The following is a 15,430-nucleotide window of genomic DNA, read 5'->3' as shown; positions in this document are numbered from 1 at the left end:
CGTCACAGGGCGTCGTCGTCCCCGACGAGATCGTCGAGCGCCATGTTGATCAGGCTCTCGGCGTCCATCGCGTCGATCGACGCGCCGCCGGGTCCGCCGTCCTGTGCCGGCTGCGGCGCGGGCCGCAGTCCGGCGAGTTCGAGCAGGCCGTCCAGCAGGCCGGCCTCGCGGAGCCGCGCCACCGGGATGGCGGTGAGCGCGGCCCGCACGGTGTCCTCCTCGTCGCGCGGGCCGTCCGCGGTGCGCGGGGCCAGCTCGGTGGCGAGGTGGCCGGCGAGCGCGGCCGGTGTGGGGTGGTCGAAGACGAGCGTGGCGGTCAGCCTCAGGCCGGTGACCTCGTTGAGCCGGTTGCGGAACTCCACGGCGGTCAGCGAGTCGAAGCCGAGGTCCTTGAAGGGCAGTTCGTTCTCGAACTCCTCGATGCCGAGCACCGCGCGGGCCTCGTCCCGGACCAGCCGCAGCAGCCGTTCGGGGCGGTCCCCGGGGGCCAGCGCGGCCAGTTCGCGGCGCAGTGCGGACGTGGCGGCCGACGCCCCGGGTCCGGTCCGGCGCGGCGCCCGCACCAGGGAGCGCAGCAGCGGGGTGACGCGGGAGGGCTCACGCGGGGCGAGGTCCAGGCGGGCCGGCAGCAGCACCGGTTCCGCGCGGCCCGCCGCCGTGTCGAACAGGGCGAGCCCCGCCTCGGCGTCGAGGGCGAGCACGCCACCGGAGGCGGCGCGCCGGGTGTCGGTGTCGCCGAGCCGGTCGGCCATGCCGCCGCTGCCCGCCCAGGCGCCCCAGGCGAGCGAGACCGCGGGCAGGCCGAGCGAGCGTCGGTGGGCGGCGAGGGCGTCGAGGTAGGCGTTGCCGGCGGCGTAGCCGGACTGGCCGGGGCTGCCGAGCAGACCGGCCGCGGAGGAGAACAGCACGAACGCCGTCAGGGGCCGCTCGCGGGTCAGCTCGTGCAGGTGCCAGGCGGCGTCCAGCTTGGGCCGCAGGACCGCTTCCAGCCGCTCGGGTGTGAGCGAGGTCAGGACGGCGTCGGCGAGGACGCCCGCGGTGTGCACGACGGCGGAGACCGGGTGCTCGTCCAGGACCCGGGCGAGGGCGGCGCGGTCGGCGGCGTCGCAGGCGACGACGGTCACCCGCGCGCCGAGCGCGGTCAGTTCGTCGCGCAGCCCGGCCGCGCCGGGCGCCTCGGGCCCGCCGCGGCTGAGCAGCACCAGCCGCTCGGCGCCGTGCGCGGTGACCAGGTGCCGGGCGACCAACCGGCCCAGGGCACCGGTGCCGCCGGTGACGAGGACGCCGCCGGAGAGGCCGGCCGGGGCGGGCTCGGTCAGGCGCGGGGCCCGCACCAGGCGGGGGACGCGCACCGCGCCGTCGCGCAGCGCCAGCTGGGGTTCGCCGGAGGCGACGGCGGAGGGCAGCAGGCGGCGGGAGGCGTCCGTGCCGTCCAGGTCCGCGAGGACCAGCCGGCCGGGGTGCTCGGACTGGGCGGAGCGGATGAGGCCCCACGCGGCGCCGGCGCCGGGGTCGGTGACGTCCCCGGGGCCCGTCGCCCCGCGCGTCGCCACCACCAGGACGGAGTCGGCGAACCGGGCGTCGGCCAGCCATTCCTGCACCAGGGTGAGCAGCTCCCGGACGCCGGCCCGGGCCGCGTCCGCGCCGGCGCCGCCGGTGTGCGCGACGACCAGGGTGTCGGGGGCGCGGACGGCGGCCTCCGTCAGGTCGGCGGCGACGGCGACCTCGGCGACCTCGCCGGCCAGGGCGGCGGCCAGCTCCGCGCGGCCTGGGCCGAGCACGGTCCACCGCCCCGCCTGTGGGGCCGCGGGCACGGAGACGGGCACCCAGTCCACGGCGAACAGGTCGTCGTGTCCGCCCGCGGCGGCCGCCGCGATCCGCTGCGGATCCACCTCCCGCAGCGACAGCGACGCCACCCGCGCCACCGGCCGGCCCGTGGCGTCGGCGGCGTCGATGCGCACCGCGCCGTCGCCCGCCGGGGCGATCCGTACCCGCAGGGCGGTCGCGCCGCTCGTGGCCAGCTCCACGCCGTTCCAGGCGAACGGCAGCGCCATGCGCTCCGCGGCTCCCGCGCGCAGCCCGACGGTGTGCAGGGCGGCGTCGAACAGCGCCGGGTGCAGACCGAACGCGGCGGAGTCGGCGGGGACGGCGACCTCGGCGTACGCCTCGTCGCCGTGCCGCCAGGCCGCGCGCAGGCCCTGGAAGCGGGGCCCGTACTCGGCGCCCAGCTCCGCCAGCCGCTCGTAGACGCCGTCCAGGTCGACCGGTTCGGCGCCGGGCGGCGGCCAGGCGGTGAGGTCGTGGGCGGGCCGGTCCCCGGCGGGCCGCAGCACCCCGGTGGCGTGGGTGGTCCAGGGCTCGCCGTCGGCCCGGGCGGCGTACACGCGGAAGGCACGCGCTCCGGTCGCGTCGGGTTCGCCGACCGTGCACTGGAGGCGGACGGCGCCGTCCTCGGGCAGGACGAGCGGTTCGGTGACGGTCAGGTCGTCCACCGTGCCGCAGTCGACGCGGGCGCCGGCGGCGAGGGCCATCTCCACGAAGGCGGTGCCCGGCAGCAGCGGCACCCCGCCCACCCGGTGGTCGGCCAGCCACGGGTGGTCGGCGAGGGAGAGGTGACCGGTGTACAGGGTGCCGTCGGCGCCGGCGAGTTCGACGGCGGTGCCGAGCAGTGGATGGCCGGTCGCCGGGCGCGGCAGGCCAGGGTCGCCGGTCATCCAGTGGCGAGTGCGCTGGAAGGCGTAGGTGGGCAGGTCGAAACCGTCGCGGTGGGGCAGCAGGGCCGTCCAGTCGACGGCGGCGCCGTGCGCGTGCAGGGCGGCGAGCCCGGTGAGCAGGGCCTCGGTCTCCTCGCGGTCCTTGCGCAGCAGTGGTACGACGGCCGTCCCGTCGGGCAGGCACTCGCCGGCCGCGGCGGTCAGCGCGCTGCCCGGGCCGACCTCGGCGAAGTGGCGTGCGCCCGCGTCGTGCAGAGCGGTGACGGCGTCGGCGAAGCGGACGGCCTCGCGGGCGTGCCGCACCCAGTACCCGGGCGTGGACAGCTCGTCGGGGGCGGCCGGGGCACCGGTGAGGGCGGACACCAGCGGGATGCGCGCCGTGCCGTACGACAGGGTGGCGGCGATCTCGCGGAACTCCTCCAGCATCGGCTCCATCAGGCCCGAGTGGAAGGCGTGGCTGACGGCCAGCTCCTTGGTGCGCTCGAAGCGGGCGGCCAGCGCGCGGGCCGGTCCGGCGGGGCCCGAGACGACGAGGGACGCGGGCCCGTTGACGGCGGCGATGTCCACGCCGTCGCCCAGCAGCGGCCGCACCTCGTCCTCGGTGGCGCGTACGGCGATCATCGCCCCGCCTTCGGGCAGGGCCTGCATGAGGCGGCCCCGCGCGGCGACGAGCGTGCAGGCGTCCTCGAGGCCGAGCACGCCCGCGGCATGGGCGGCGGCGAACTCGCCGACCGAGTGCCCGGCGAGCAGGTCGGGCCGGACGCCGAAGGACTCCAGCAGCCGGTACAGGGCCACTTCGACGGCGAACAGCGCCGGCTGGGTGTACTCGGTGCGCTCCAGCAGCTCGGCGGAGTCGAGGACGTCGGCGAGCGGCCGGTCCAGCAGCGGGTCGAGGTGGGCGCGGACCTCGTTGAAGGCGGCGGCGAAGGCGGGGAAGGCCGCCGCGAGGCGGGTGCCCATACCGGGCAGCTGCGAGCCCTGGCCGGAGAAGAGGAAGGCGAGCCGGCCGTCCGTGGCGGTGCCGAGGACACCGGCCCCGGGGGTGCGGCCCTCCGCCACGGCCCGGACGCCGGCGGTCAGTTCGCCCGGGGTGCGACCGAGTACGGCGGCCCGGTGGCCGAGCCGGGTGCGGGCGTGGGCGAGCGCGCCGGCGAGCCGGTGCGGGTCGGTGTCCGGGGCGGTGGACAAGTGCTCCAGCAGCCGGGCGGCCTGGGCGCGCAGGGCGTCGGGGGTGTGACCGGAGAGCAGCCACGGCACGGTGCCGGCCGGCGGAACGGCGGGCTGCCCGGCCGGCTCCTCGGCGGGCGCGGCCTCGATGATGACGTGGGCGTTGGTGCCGGAGATCCCGAAGGAGGAGATGCCCGCCCGGCGCGGGTGGCCGGGGTCGGGCCAGGGGCGGTTCTCGGTGAGCAGCCGGACGCCCGCGCCGTCCCACTCCACGTGCCGGGAGGGCCGGTCGACGCCGAGGCTGGCGGGCAGGGTCTCGTTGCGCATCGCCTCGACCATCTTGATGACACCGGCGACACCGGCGGCGGCCTGGGTGTGGCCCAGATTGGACTTGACCGAGCCGAGCCACAGCGGCTGGTCCTCGGTGTGTTCGGCGCCGTAGGTGGCGATCAGCGCCTGGGCCTCGATGGGGTCGCCGAGGGTGGTGCCGGTGCCGTGCGCCTCGACCACGTCGACCTCGGCCGCCGCGACGCCGGCCGCCTCCAGGGCGCGCCGGATGACGCGCTGCTGGGCGGGCCCGTTGGGGGCGCTGATGCCGTTGGAGGCGCCGTCCTGGTTGACGGCGGTGCCACGCAGCACGGCGAGGATCCTGCGGCCGTTGCGGCGGGCGTCGGAAAGCCGCTCCAGCAGCAGCACGCCGGCGCCCTCGCCGAAGCCGGTGCCGTCGGCGGCGTCCGCGAAGGGCTTGCAGCGGCCGTCCCGGGACAGGCCCCGGTGCCGGCTGAACTCCACGAAGGTGCCCGGGGTGGCCATGACGGTCACTCCCCCGGCCAGCGCCAGCGAGCAGTCGCCCTGCCGCAGCGCCTGGGCGGCCAGGTGCAGTGCCACCAGGGACGAGGAGCAGGCGGTGTCGACGGAGAGGGTGGGGCCCTCCAGCCCGAGGGTGTAGGCGACGCGGCCCGAGACCACGCTGCCGGAGCCGAAGCTGCCGAAGTAGTCGTGGTACATGACGCCCGCGAACACCCCGGTGTCGGAGCCGTGCAGGGTCGCGGGGTCGATGGAGGCGCGCTCCAGCGCCTCCCAGGAGGTTTCCAGCAGCAGCCGCTGCTGCGGGTCGGTGACCTGGGCCTCCTCGTCGTCCATGGCGAAGAACGCCGGGTCGAAGTCGGCGGCGTCGTAAAGGAAGGCGCCGTGCCGGGTGTAGCTGGTGCCGGGCCGGTCCAGGGTGGGGTCGTACAGGTTCTCGACGTCCCAGCCGCGGTCGGCGGGGAACTCGCCGACGGCGTCCCGGCCTTCGGCCACCAGCCGCCACAGGTCCTCCGGCGAGGCGATGCCGCCGGGGAACCGGCAGGCCATGCCGATGACGGCGATCGGCTCGTCGTCGGCCGCCTTCCGGGGGGCGGAGCGGGCGGGCGCCTCGGTGAGGGTGCCGGTGAGTTCGCCGAGCAGGTGGCGGGCGAGTTCCGCCGGTGTGGGGTGGTCGAACACCAGGGTGGCGGGCAGCTTCAGGCCGGTCGCCGCGGTGAGCCTGTTGCGCAGTTCCACGGCCGCCAGGGAGTCGAAACCGAGTTCCCGGAAGGCCAGGGTGCGGCCGACGTCCTGGGCGGAGCGGTAGCCGAGGATGGCCGCGACATGGCTCTGCACGAGTTCGGTCAGGAACGGCTCGTGCTCGGCCGCCAGCAGTCCGGCGAGCCGGTCCCGCAGGGCGCCGGCACCACCGGCCGCGCTCGGTGCGCCGGTCGCGCCGGCCCGGCGTACGGGTACCAGTCCGCGGAACAGCGGGGCCAGGTCCTCGCCCTGGGCGCGCAGGGCGGCCAGGTCCAGCTTCACCGGCAGAACGGCGGGATCGGCGCCGCGCAGGGCGCCGTCGAACAGGGCGACACCCTCCTCGGTCGCCAGCGGGGCGACGCCACCGCGGGCGATGCGGGTGAGGTCGGTCTCGCCGAGGGTGCCGGTCATGCCGCCGGCCTGCGCCCACAGGCCCCAGGCCAGGGAGTGCGCGGGCAGCCCGAGGGTCCGGCGGTGCACGGCGAGCGCGTCGAGGTAGGCGTTGGCGGCGGCGTAGTTGGCCTGGCCCGGCGAGCCGAGCGTGGCGGCGGACGAGGAGAACAGCACGAACGCCGACAGGTCCAGGTGCGCGGTGAGTTCGTGCAGGTTCCAGGCGGCGTCGACCTTCGGCCGGAACACCGCGTCGATCCGCTCCGGGGTGAGGGAGGAGAGCACGCCGTCGGCGAGGACGCCGGCCGCGTGGATCACGGCCGTCAGCGGCCGGTCGGCCGGTACGGCGTCCAGCACGGCGGCGAGCGCCGCGCGGTCGGCGGTGTCACAGGCGGCGCTCGTCACCTCGGCGCCCAGCTCGGTGAGTTCGGCGACGAGATCGTCGGCGGCGCCGCCGCGGCTGAGCAGGAGCAGATGCCGGACGTTCCGCTCGGCGACCAGGTGCCGGGCCAGGATCCGGCCGAGGGCACCGGTGGCGCCGGTGATCAGGACGGTTCCGGCGCCCAGGCCGGTACCGGTGGCGTCGTCCGGCTCGTGCGGGGTGGTGCGGGCCAGCCGGGGCACCAGCCAGGTGCCGGACCGGAACGCCAGGTGCGGCTCGCCGGTCGTCACCGCCTCGGCCAACTGCTCGGTGGCCGACTGCTGTTCGGCCTCGACCAGCACGATGCGGCCCGGGTTCTCCGACTGGGCCGAGCGGACCAGACCGCCAGCGGCGGCACCTGCCGGGTCGGCGCCGGTGACCACCACCAGGGTGCGGTCCTCGTCCGCGAGCCGGGTGCGCAGCTCGGCCAGAACCGTGTCGACGGCCGCCCGGGTCTCGGCGGCGCTCACTCCGGCCGGAGCCCGCACCACGTCCGCTGCGGAAGCGGTCCCGGTCGCCGCCGACGACGGGGCCGGGGCCGGGACCCAGTCGACCCGGTACAGCGCGCCCGCGCGGGCCGAGCGCGCCGCCGCGGCGAGCGCCTCGGTCCGCAGGGGGCGCAGGGTGAGCGAGTCGACGGTGGCGACGGGCGCGCCCGTGGGATCGGCGAGGGTGAGGGAGACGGTGCCCTCGCCGGTGGGCCGGACCCGGACGCGCAGCGCGGTGGCACCGGTGGCGTAGAGCCGTACCCCGGACCAGGCGAACGGCAGCAGGGCCTCGTCGCCCGCGGCGTCGGTGAGGGCGATGGTGTGCAGGGCGGCGTCCGACAGCGCCGGATGCAGCCGGAACCCGTCGGGTACGGTGTCGGTGGCGACCTCCGCGTACAGTCCGTCCCCGGTGCGCCAGGCGGCGCGCAGCCCCTGGAACAGCGGCCCGTAGCCGAGGCCGAGGGCGGCGAGTTCGTCGTACAGGCCGTCGAGCGGGACGGGTTCGGCGTCCCTCGGGGGCCAGTCGGTGAGCGGGTCGGCGGTGTCGGGCAGGGTGCCGGTCGGGGCGAGCAGGCCGTCGGCGTGCCGGGTCCACGGCAGCTCCTCGTCGGGGCTCTCCGGGCGGGACCAGAGGGTGACCGGCCGGGTCTCCCCCTCGGGCGGCCCGACGACGGCCTGGAGCTGGACGGCGCCGTGGTCGGGCAGCACCAGCGGCGCGTGCAGGGTGAGTTCGGTGAGATCGCCGCAGCCGACCTGGTCGCCGGCGCGCAGCGCGAGCTCCAGGTGCCCGGTGCCCGGGAAGACCAGCCGGCCGCCCACCCGGTGGTGCTCCAGCCAGGGCTGGGTGCCCGCGGAGAGCCGGCCGGTGAGCACGACGCCCTCGCTGTCGGCGCGTACCATCGCGGCGCCGAGCAGGGCGTGGTCGGTGGGGGCGAGGCCGGCGGAGGTGACGTCGGCGCCGCCCGCGGTGCTGTCGAGCCAGTACCGCTCGTGCTGGAAGGCGTAGCCGGGCAGCGGCACGCGGCGGAGCCGGTGGCCCTCCGCCACGGTGGTCCAGTCGACTTCGGCGCCGTGGGTGAACGCCTCGCCGAGCGCCGTCAGCAGCCGGTCCCGGCCGCCCTGGTCGCGGCGCAGGGAGCCGACGGCGGCCACGGCGTCGTCGGTCTCCTGGATGCCGACGGTCAGCACCGGGTGCGGGCTGGACTCGATGAACAGCTGGTGGCCGTCGGCGACGGCGGCGCGTACCGCCTGCTCGAACAGCACGGTGTTGCGCAGGTTGGTGTACCAGTAGTCGGCACCGAGTTCCGTGGTGTCGAGCGGGCCGCCGGTGACCGTGGAGTAGAACGGCACCCGAGTGGCGCGCGGTTCGATGCCGTCGAGGACCTCGGCGAGGCGGGCGCGCAGCGTCTCGACATGGGCGCTGTGGGAGGCGTAGTCCACGGGCAGGCGCTTGGCGCGGATCTTCTCCGCCCGCAGCCGGTCGAGGAGTTCGTCGAGGGCGTCGGAGTCACCGGACACCACGGTGGAGGCGGCGCCGTTGACGGCGGCGACCGACAGCCGGCCGTCCCAGGCGGTGAGCCGGGCGCGGACCGCGTCGGCGCCCTCGGCGACGGACATCATGCCGCCGGAGCCGGACAGCAGTTCGGCGATGGCCTGGGACCGCAGGGCGACGACGCGGGCGCCGTCCTCCAGGGACAGCGCGCCGACCGCGCAGGCGGCGGCGATCTCGCCCTGGGAGTGGCCGATGACGGCGGCCGGGGTGACGCCGTGCGTGCTCCAGGTGTGTGCCAGGGACACCATCACGGCCCACAGCAGCGGCTGGACGACGTCCACGCGGTCCAGGCCGCCGCGCAGCTCGGTGCGCAGGTCCCAGTCGGTGTACGGCGCGAGGGCGGCGGCGCACTCGGCCATGCGGGCGGCGAACACCGGGGAGGTGTCGAGGAGTTCGGTGGCCATGCCGGACCACTGGGAGCCCTGGCCGGGGAAGACGAACACGGGCCGGGCGCGGCCGGGCGCGGTGCCCTGGACCAGGTTGCGGGCGGTGGTGCCGTCGGCCAGGGCGGCCAGGGCGCCGCGCAGTTCGGCCGGGTCGGTGCCGGTGAGAGAGGCCCGGTGCGCGAAGCGGGCGCGGGTGGTGGCGAGCGACCAGCCGATGTCGGACGGGTCGAGGCCGGGGTGGGTGTCGAGGTGGCCGAGGAGCGCGGCGGCCTGGCCGGCGAGCGCGGCGGGCGTCCTGGCGGTGAGCAGCCACGGGAGGGCGGGACCTTGGGGGCCGGGGTGTTCCGGTTCGGTGGCGGTGGGCGGGGCCTGTTCGAGGATGACGTGGGCGTTGGTGCCGCTGATGCCGAAGGAGGAGACGCCCGCCCGGCGCGGACGGTCCGTCGCCGGCCAGTCCCGCTCCTCGGTCAGCAGCCGTACCTGCCCGGCGTCCCAGTCGACCTTCGTCGACGGCCGGTCCACATGCAGCGTCCTCGGCAACACCCCGTTGCGCATCGCCATCACCATCTTGATGACACCCGCGACACCCGCGGCCGCCTGCGTGTGCCCGATGTTCGACTTCACCGAGCCCAGCCACAACGGAGCCTCCGGAGCCCGGTCCTGACCGTAGGTGGCCAGCAGCGCCTGCGCCTCGATCGGGTCACCCAGCGTCGTCCCCGTCCCGTGCGCCTCCACCACGTCCACGTCCGCGGTGGTGAGGCGGGCGTTCTCCAGTGCTTCGCGGATGACGCGTTCCTGGGAAGGGCCGTTGGGGGCGGTGAGGCCGTTGGAGGCGCCGTCCTGGTTGACGGCGGTGCCGCGGACGACGGCGAGGACCTCGTGGCCGTTGCGGCGGGCGTCGGAGAGCCGTTCCACGACCAGGACGCCGACGCCCTCGCCCCACACCGTGCCGCCCGCCGCGTCGGCGAAGGCACGGGTGCGGGCGTCGGGGGCGAGCGCGCCCTGCCGGCTGAACTCGATGAACGTCTCCGGGGTGGCCATGACGGCGACGCCGCCGACCAGGGCCAGGCCGGACTCGCCCTGCCGCAGCGACTGGGCGGCCAGGTGCAGTGCCACCAGGGACGACGAGCACGCCGTGTCGACGGAGAGCGAGGGGCCCTCCAGGCCCAGCGTGTAGGCGACGCGGCCGGAGATGATGCTGCCGGAGCCGAAGCTGCCGAAGTAGTCGTGGTACTGCACGCCGGCGAACACGCCGGTGCGGCTGCCTTTGAGGGTGTGCGGGTCGATGCCGGCCCTCTCCAGGGCCTCCCAGGACGCCTCCAGCAGCAGCCGCTGCTGGGGGTCCATGACGAGGGCTTCCTTGGGGCTGATGCCGAAGAAGCCGGCGTCGAACTCGCCCGCGCCGTGCAGGAATCCGCCTTCGCCGACGTAGGAGGTGTCGGGCCGCTGCCGGGTGGGGTCGACGATGCGGTCCACGTCCCAGCCGCGGTCGGCGGGGAACGCGGTGATGGCGTCGGTGCCGTCGGCGACCAGCCGCCACAGGTCGTCCGGGGTGCGGACGTCGCCCGGGTAGCGGCAGGCCAGGCCGACGATCGCCAGCGGCTCGTCCGCGCGGGCCCGGCCGGTGCGCCGGCCGCCGCGGGTCCCGGTCGGGGCACCGGCGACCAGGGTGCCGAGGTGGGCGGCGAGCGCTTCGGGTGACGGGTGGTCGAAGACGAGGGTGGCGCTCAGCCGCCGGTCCAGCTCGGCGGAGAGCGAGTTGCGCAGCTCGATCGCGGCGAGCGAGTCGAAGCCGAGATCCTTGAAGGCCCGGTCGGTCTCCACGCTGCCCGGGTCGGCGTGCCCGAGGACGACGGCGACATGGGCGCGGACCGTGTGCAGCAGCGCCTCCGCGCGCTCCTCCTCGCCCAGGGCGGCCATGCGCTCGGCGAAGCCGGCGCCGGCGCCCTCGGCGGCGGCCTCCCGGCGCACCGGGCGGCCGGCCAGCGCGCGCAGGACGGGTGCGAGGCCGGTGCCCTGCGCGCGCAGCGCGGGCAGGTCGAGCCGCACCGGCGCCAGGGCGGGACGGCCGGCGCGCAGCGAACGGTCGAACAGGGCGGTGCCCTCCTCGGCCGACAGGGCGGTCATGCCGCCGCGGGTCATCCGGGCGCGGTCTGCCTCGTCGAGCGAACCGGTCATGCCGCCCGTCGGCGCCCACGGGCCCCAGGCCAGCGACAGGGCGGGGGCGCCCTGGGCGTGGCGGTGCGCGGCCAGGGCGTCCAGGACGGCGTTGGCGGCGGCGTAGTTGCCCTGGCCGGGAGCGCCGACGGTGCCGGCGACGGAGGAGAACAGCACGAACGCCGAGAGGCCGTCCGTCAGTTCGTGGAGGTGCAGGGCGCCGAGGGCCTTCGGCGCGAGGACCGTGTCGATCCGCTCGGGGGTGAGCGAGGAGACCACGCCGTCGTCCAGGACGCCGGCGGCATGCACGACCGCGGTGAGCGGGTGGCCGGCCGGGATGCCGGCCAGGACGGCGGCGAGGCCCTCCCGGTCGGCGACGTCGCAGGCGTGTGCGGTCGCGGTGGCGCCGAGGCCGGCGAGTTCGGCGATCAGGTCGTCGGCGGTGCCGGAGCGGCTGAGGAGCGCGAGGTGGCGGACGCCGTACGCGGTGACCAGATGCCGGGCGAGGACCCGGCCGAGGCCGCCGGTGGCGCCGGTCAGCAGGACGGTCCCCTCGGGATCGAGTGTGAGGTCCGCGGGGTCGGCGGGGAGTTCGGCGCGCACCAGCCGGGCGGCGTGGGCGGTGCCCGCGCGCACCGCGACCTGGGGTTCGCCGCAGGCCAGGACGCCGGGCAGCACGGCGCCGGCGTCCGTACCCGGTTCGAGGTCGAGCAGTACGAACCGGTCCGGGTTCTCCGACTGCGCGGACCGCACCAGGCCCCAGACGGCGGCGCCGGCCAGGTCGGGCACGTCCCCGCCGGCGACGCTCACCGCCCCGTGGGTGACGACGGCCAGCGGGCGGGGGTCGTCGTCCTGGAGGGCGGCGAGCGCGGTGCGCAGTGCCTCGCGAACGGCGTCGGGGGTGGTCCCGGCCGTACTGCGCAGCACCCGGTGGCCGGTGCCGGGGGCGTCGGCCTCCAGGGGCAGCGGCTGCCAGTCGAGGGTGAACAGGGCGTCGGCGGTGGTGTCGCGGGCCGCGCGCAGGTGGGTCAGCGGGCGGGAGGCGAGGGAGGTGACCGTGGCGACGGGGGCGCCGTCGGCGTCGGCCAGGTCGATGGCGAAGGCGTGGTCGCCGGTGGGCACCAGCCGGGCCCGCAGCACGGAGGCGCCGACGGCGTGCAGGGTGACGCCCGCGAACAGGAACGGCAGCCGGGCGGTGTCGTCGGCGGAGCCGTCGCCGAGCAGGGCGAGGGAGTGCAGCGCGGCGTCGAACGCGGCCGGGTGCAGGCCGAAGCGGGGCGCGTCGGCGGCGGGCCGCTCCGGCAGCCGTACCTCGGCGAACAGTTCCTCACCGCGCCGCCAGGCGGCCGTCAGGGCCTGGAACACGGGCCCGTAGGCGAGGCCGGCGGCGGCGTGCCGCTCGTACAGGCCGCTGGTGTCGAGGGGTTCGGCGTCCTCGGGGGGCCAGACGTCCAGGCGGGTGCCCGGCGTGCCGGTGCCGGCGGTGAGGAGGCCGGAGGCGTGCGGGGTCCACGGCTCGTCGGCGGTCGGGTTCTCGGCGCGGGCGTACACGTGCACCGTACGGGCGCCGGACGCGTCGGGAGCGCCCACGGCGACCTGGACCCGCACGCCGTCGTCCGGGGGCAGCACCAGCGGTGTCTCGAGGGCGAGTTCCTCCAGGTGTCCGCAGCCGACCTGGTCGCCGGCGCGGACGGCGAGCTCGACCATGGCGGTGCCGGGGACGACGACCCGGCCGCCGACGACGTGATCGGCGAGCCAGGGGTGGGTGCGCACCGACAGCCGGCCGGTGAGGACGGCGCCGTCGGTGTCGGCGAGCACGGTGGCCGCGCCGAGCAGCGGGTGGTCGGCGGGGTCCAGCCCGGCGGAGCCGACGTCGCCCACGGTCGCGGCCGTCTCGGGCCAGAACCGTTGGCGCTGGAAGGCGGTGGTGGGCAGGTCGACGGCGCGGGCGCCGGTGAACAACGCGGTCCAGTCCACGGCGGCCCCGCCCGCGTAGAGCTGGGCGAGGGCGGTGAGCAGGGTCTCGGTCTCGTCGCGCTCGCGGCGGGTGGCGGCGGCCAGCACGGCGTCGGTGTCGGTGCCGTCGGCGGTCAGGCACTCGCGGGCCATGGCGGTCAGCACCGCGTCCGGGCCGAGTTCGAGGTAGCGGGTGACGCCCTCGCCGGCGAGGGTGCGTATCCCGTCGTGGAAGCGGACGGCCTCGCGCACGTGCCGCACCCAGTAGTCGGGGGTGGCCATCTCCTGGCCGCCGAGGGCGCCGGTGACGTGGGAGACCACCGGGACGGTGGCCCGGTGGAAGGTCAGGGACTGCACGACCGACCGGAACTCGGCCAGCATCGGTTCCATCAGCGGTGAGTGGAAGGCGTGCGAGACCGTCAGCCGCCGGCTCTTGGCGAATCGGGCGGCCACCGCCTCGGCCTCGGCGGCGTCACCGGAGATGACGACGGAGCCGGGGCCGTTGACGGCGGCGATGCCGACCCGCTCGGTGAGCAGCGGGCGGACCTCGTCCTCGGTGGCGCGTACGGCGATCATGGCGCCGCCCGCGGGCAGCGCCTGCATGAGCCGGCCGCGCGCGGCCACCAGCGTGGTCGCGTCCGTCACGTCCAGCACGCCCGCCACATGGGCGGCGGCGATCTCGCCGATGGAGTGCCCGGCCAGGTAGTCGGGCGTGACCCCCCAGGACTCCACCAGCCGGTACAGCGCGACCTCGAAGGCGAACAGGGCGCTCTGGGTGCGGGCGGTGCGGTTGAGCGGCTCGGGGTCGTCGCCGAGGACGAGGTCGCGCAGACCGGGGTCGCCGGTCAGCGCGCAGATCTCGTCGAAGGTGCGGGCGAAGACCGGGAAGTGCGTGTGCAGGTCCCGGCCCATGCCGGCGCGCTGCGCGCCCTGCCCGGTGAACAGGAAGGCGGTCTGCCCCTTGCGGACCCGGCCCGAGGCGGCGCCCCGGCCGCCCTCGGCGACGCCGGCCAGGGCCGTGCGGAGCGCGTCGCGGCCGGCGCCGAGGACCACGGCCCGGTACGGGTGGGCGGTGCGGGTCGCGGCCAGGGAGTGCGCCACGTCCACCGGGTCCAGCTCGCCGACGGCGGCGACCAGACGGGCGGCCTGCTCGCGCAGGGCGCGCTCGGTCCGGCCGGAGACCACCCAGGGCACCAGCGCGGGCGCCGTACGCGGCTCGGACTCCGCCGGTTCCTCGGCGGGGGCCTCCTCCAGGACGGTGTGCGCGTTGGTGCCGCTGGCGCCGAAGGAGGAGACGGCGGCCCGCCGCGGACGGCCGGGGTCGGTCCAGGGCCGGTTCTCGGTCAGCAGCCGGACCCCGCCCTGCCCCCAGTCGACCTTGCCGGACGGCTCCCCGGCGTGCAGCGTGCGCGGCAGGACGCGGTGCCGCATCGCCATGACCGCCTTGATGATGCCGGCGACGCCGGCCGCGGCCTGGGTGTGCCCGATGTTGGACTTCACCGACCCGAGCCACAGCGGGGCGTCCGCGGGCCGGTCCCGGCCGTAGGTGGCGAGCAGCGCCTGGGCCTCGATCGGGTCGCCGAGCGTGGTGCCGGTGCCGTGCGCCTCCAGCAGGTCCACGTCGGCGGGGCCGAGTCGCGCGGAGGCCAGCGCGGCTCGGATGACGCGCTGCTGGGACGGCCCGTTGGGGGCGGTGAGACCGTTGGAGGCGCCGTCCTGGTTGACGGCGGAGCCGCGGACGACGGCCAGCACCTCGTGGCCGTTGCGGCGGGCGTCGCTGAGCCGTTCCAGCACCAGCATGCCGGCGCCCTCGCTCCAGCCGGTGCCGTCCGCGGCGTCCGCGAAGGACTTGCAGCGGCCGTCCGGAGCGAGGCCGCGCTGCCGGCTGAAGGCGATGAAGTTGCCCGGCGTGGACATCACGGTCGCGCCGCCCGCCAGCGCGAGACCGCACTCCTTGTTGCGCAGCGCCTGTACGGCCAGGTGCACCGCGACGAGCGCCGACGAGCAGGCGGTGTCGATGGTGACGGCCGGGCCCTCCAGCCCGAGGGTGTAGGAGATGCGGCCGGAGATCACGGCGGCCAGCACGCCGGTGCCGAGCGCGGCCTCGCTGTGCTCCGGTGATCGGGCCAGCAGATCCTTGTAGTCCTGGCCGTTGGTGCCGACGAACACCCCGATCCGGGCGCCGTGCGCCGAGTCGGGGGCTGTCCGGGCCCGTTCCAGGGCCTCCCACGACACCTCCAGCAGCAGCCGCTGCTGGGGGTCCATCGCGACCGCCTCGCGGGGGCTGATGCCGAAGAAGTCCGGCTCGAACCCGGCCGCGTCGGTGAGGAAGCCACCGCGGGTGACGTAGCTCTTGCCGGTGGCGTCCGGGTCGGGGTCGTAGAGCGCGTCGATGTCCCAGCCCCGGTCGTCGGGGAAGTCACCGATGGCGTCGGTGCCGTCGTGGACGAGCCGCCAGAACTCCTCCGGGGTGGTCACGCCGCCGGGGAAGCGGCAGCTCATCCCGACGATGGCGATGGGTTCCCGGTCCTGGGTCTCCACCTCGCGCAGCCGCTGGCGGGTCTGGGCCAGGTCGGCGGAGACCCGCTTGAGGTAGGAGAGCAGCTTTTCGTCGTTGGTCATCGGGTGTCGCCACTCCTGTGCGAAGACGG

The 15,430-nt window shown here is 76.6% G+C and carries 1 protein-coding gene; it reads right to left on the bottom strand.

Features of this window, described 5'->3' with window-relative positions; genetic code table 11:
• Positions 1–2: 2 nt before the first annotated feature.
• The gene (locus AB0F03_RS03745) at positions 3–15,401 is read right to left on the bottom strand and encodes a type I polyketide synthase (protein ID WP_361986174.1); all 15,399 of its coding nucleotides are present in this window, start codon (positions 15,399–15,401) and stop codon (positions 3–5) included.
• Positions 15,402–15,430: the final 29 nt, after the last annotated feature.

Origin of the sequence: Streptomyces sp. NPDC028722, assembly GCF_040637655.1 — a bacterium.
Lineage (GTDB): Bacteria > Actinomycetota > Actinomycetes > Streptomycetales > Streptomycetaceae > Streptomyces.
The sequence above is the reverse complement of the archived record's forward strand: the minus strand, read 5'-3'. Positions and strand labels throughout refer to the sequence as shown.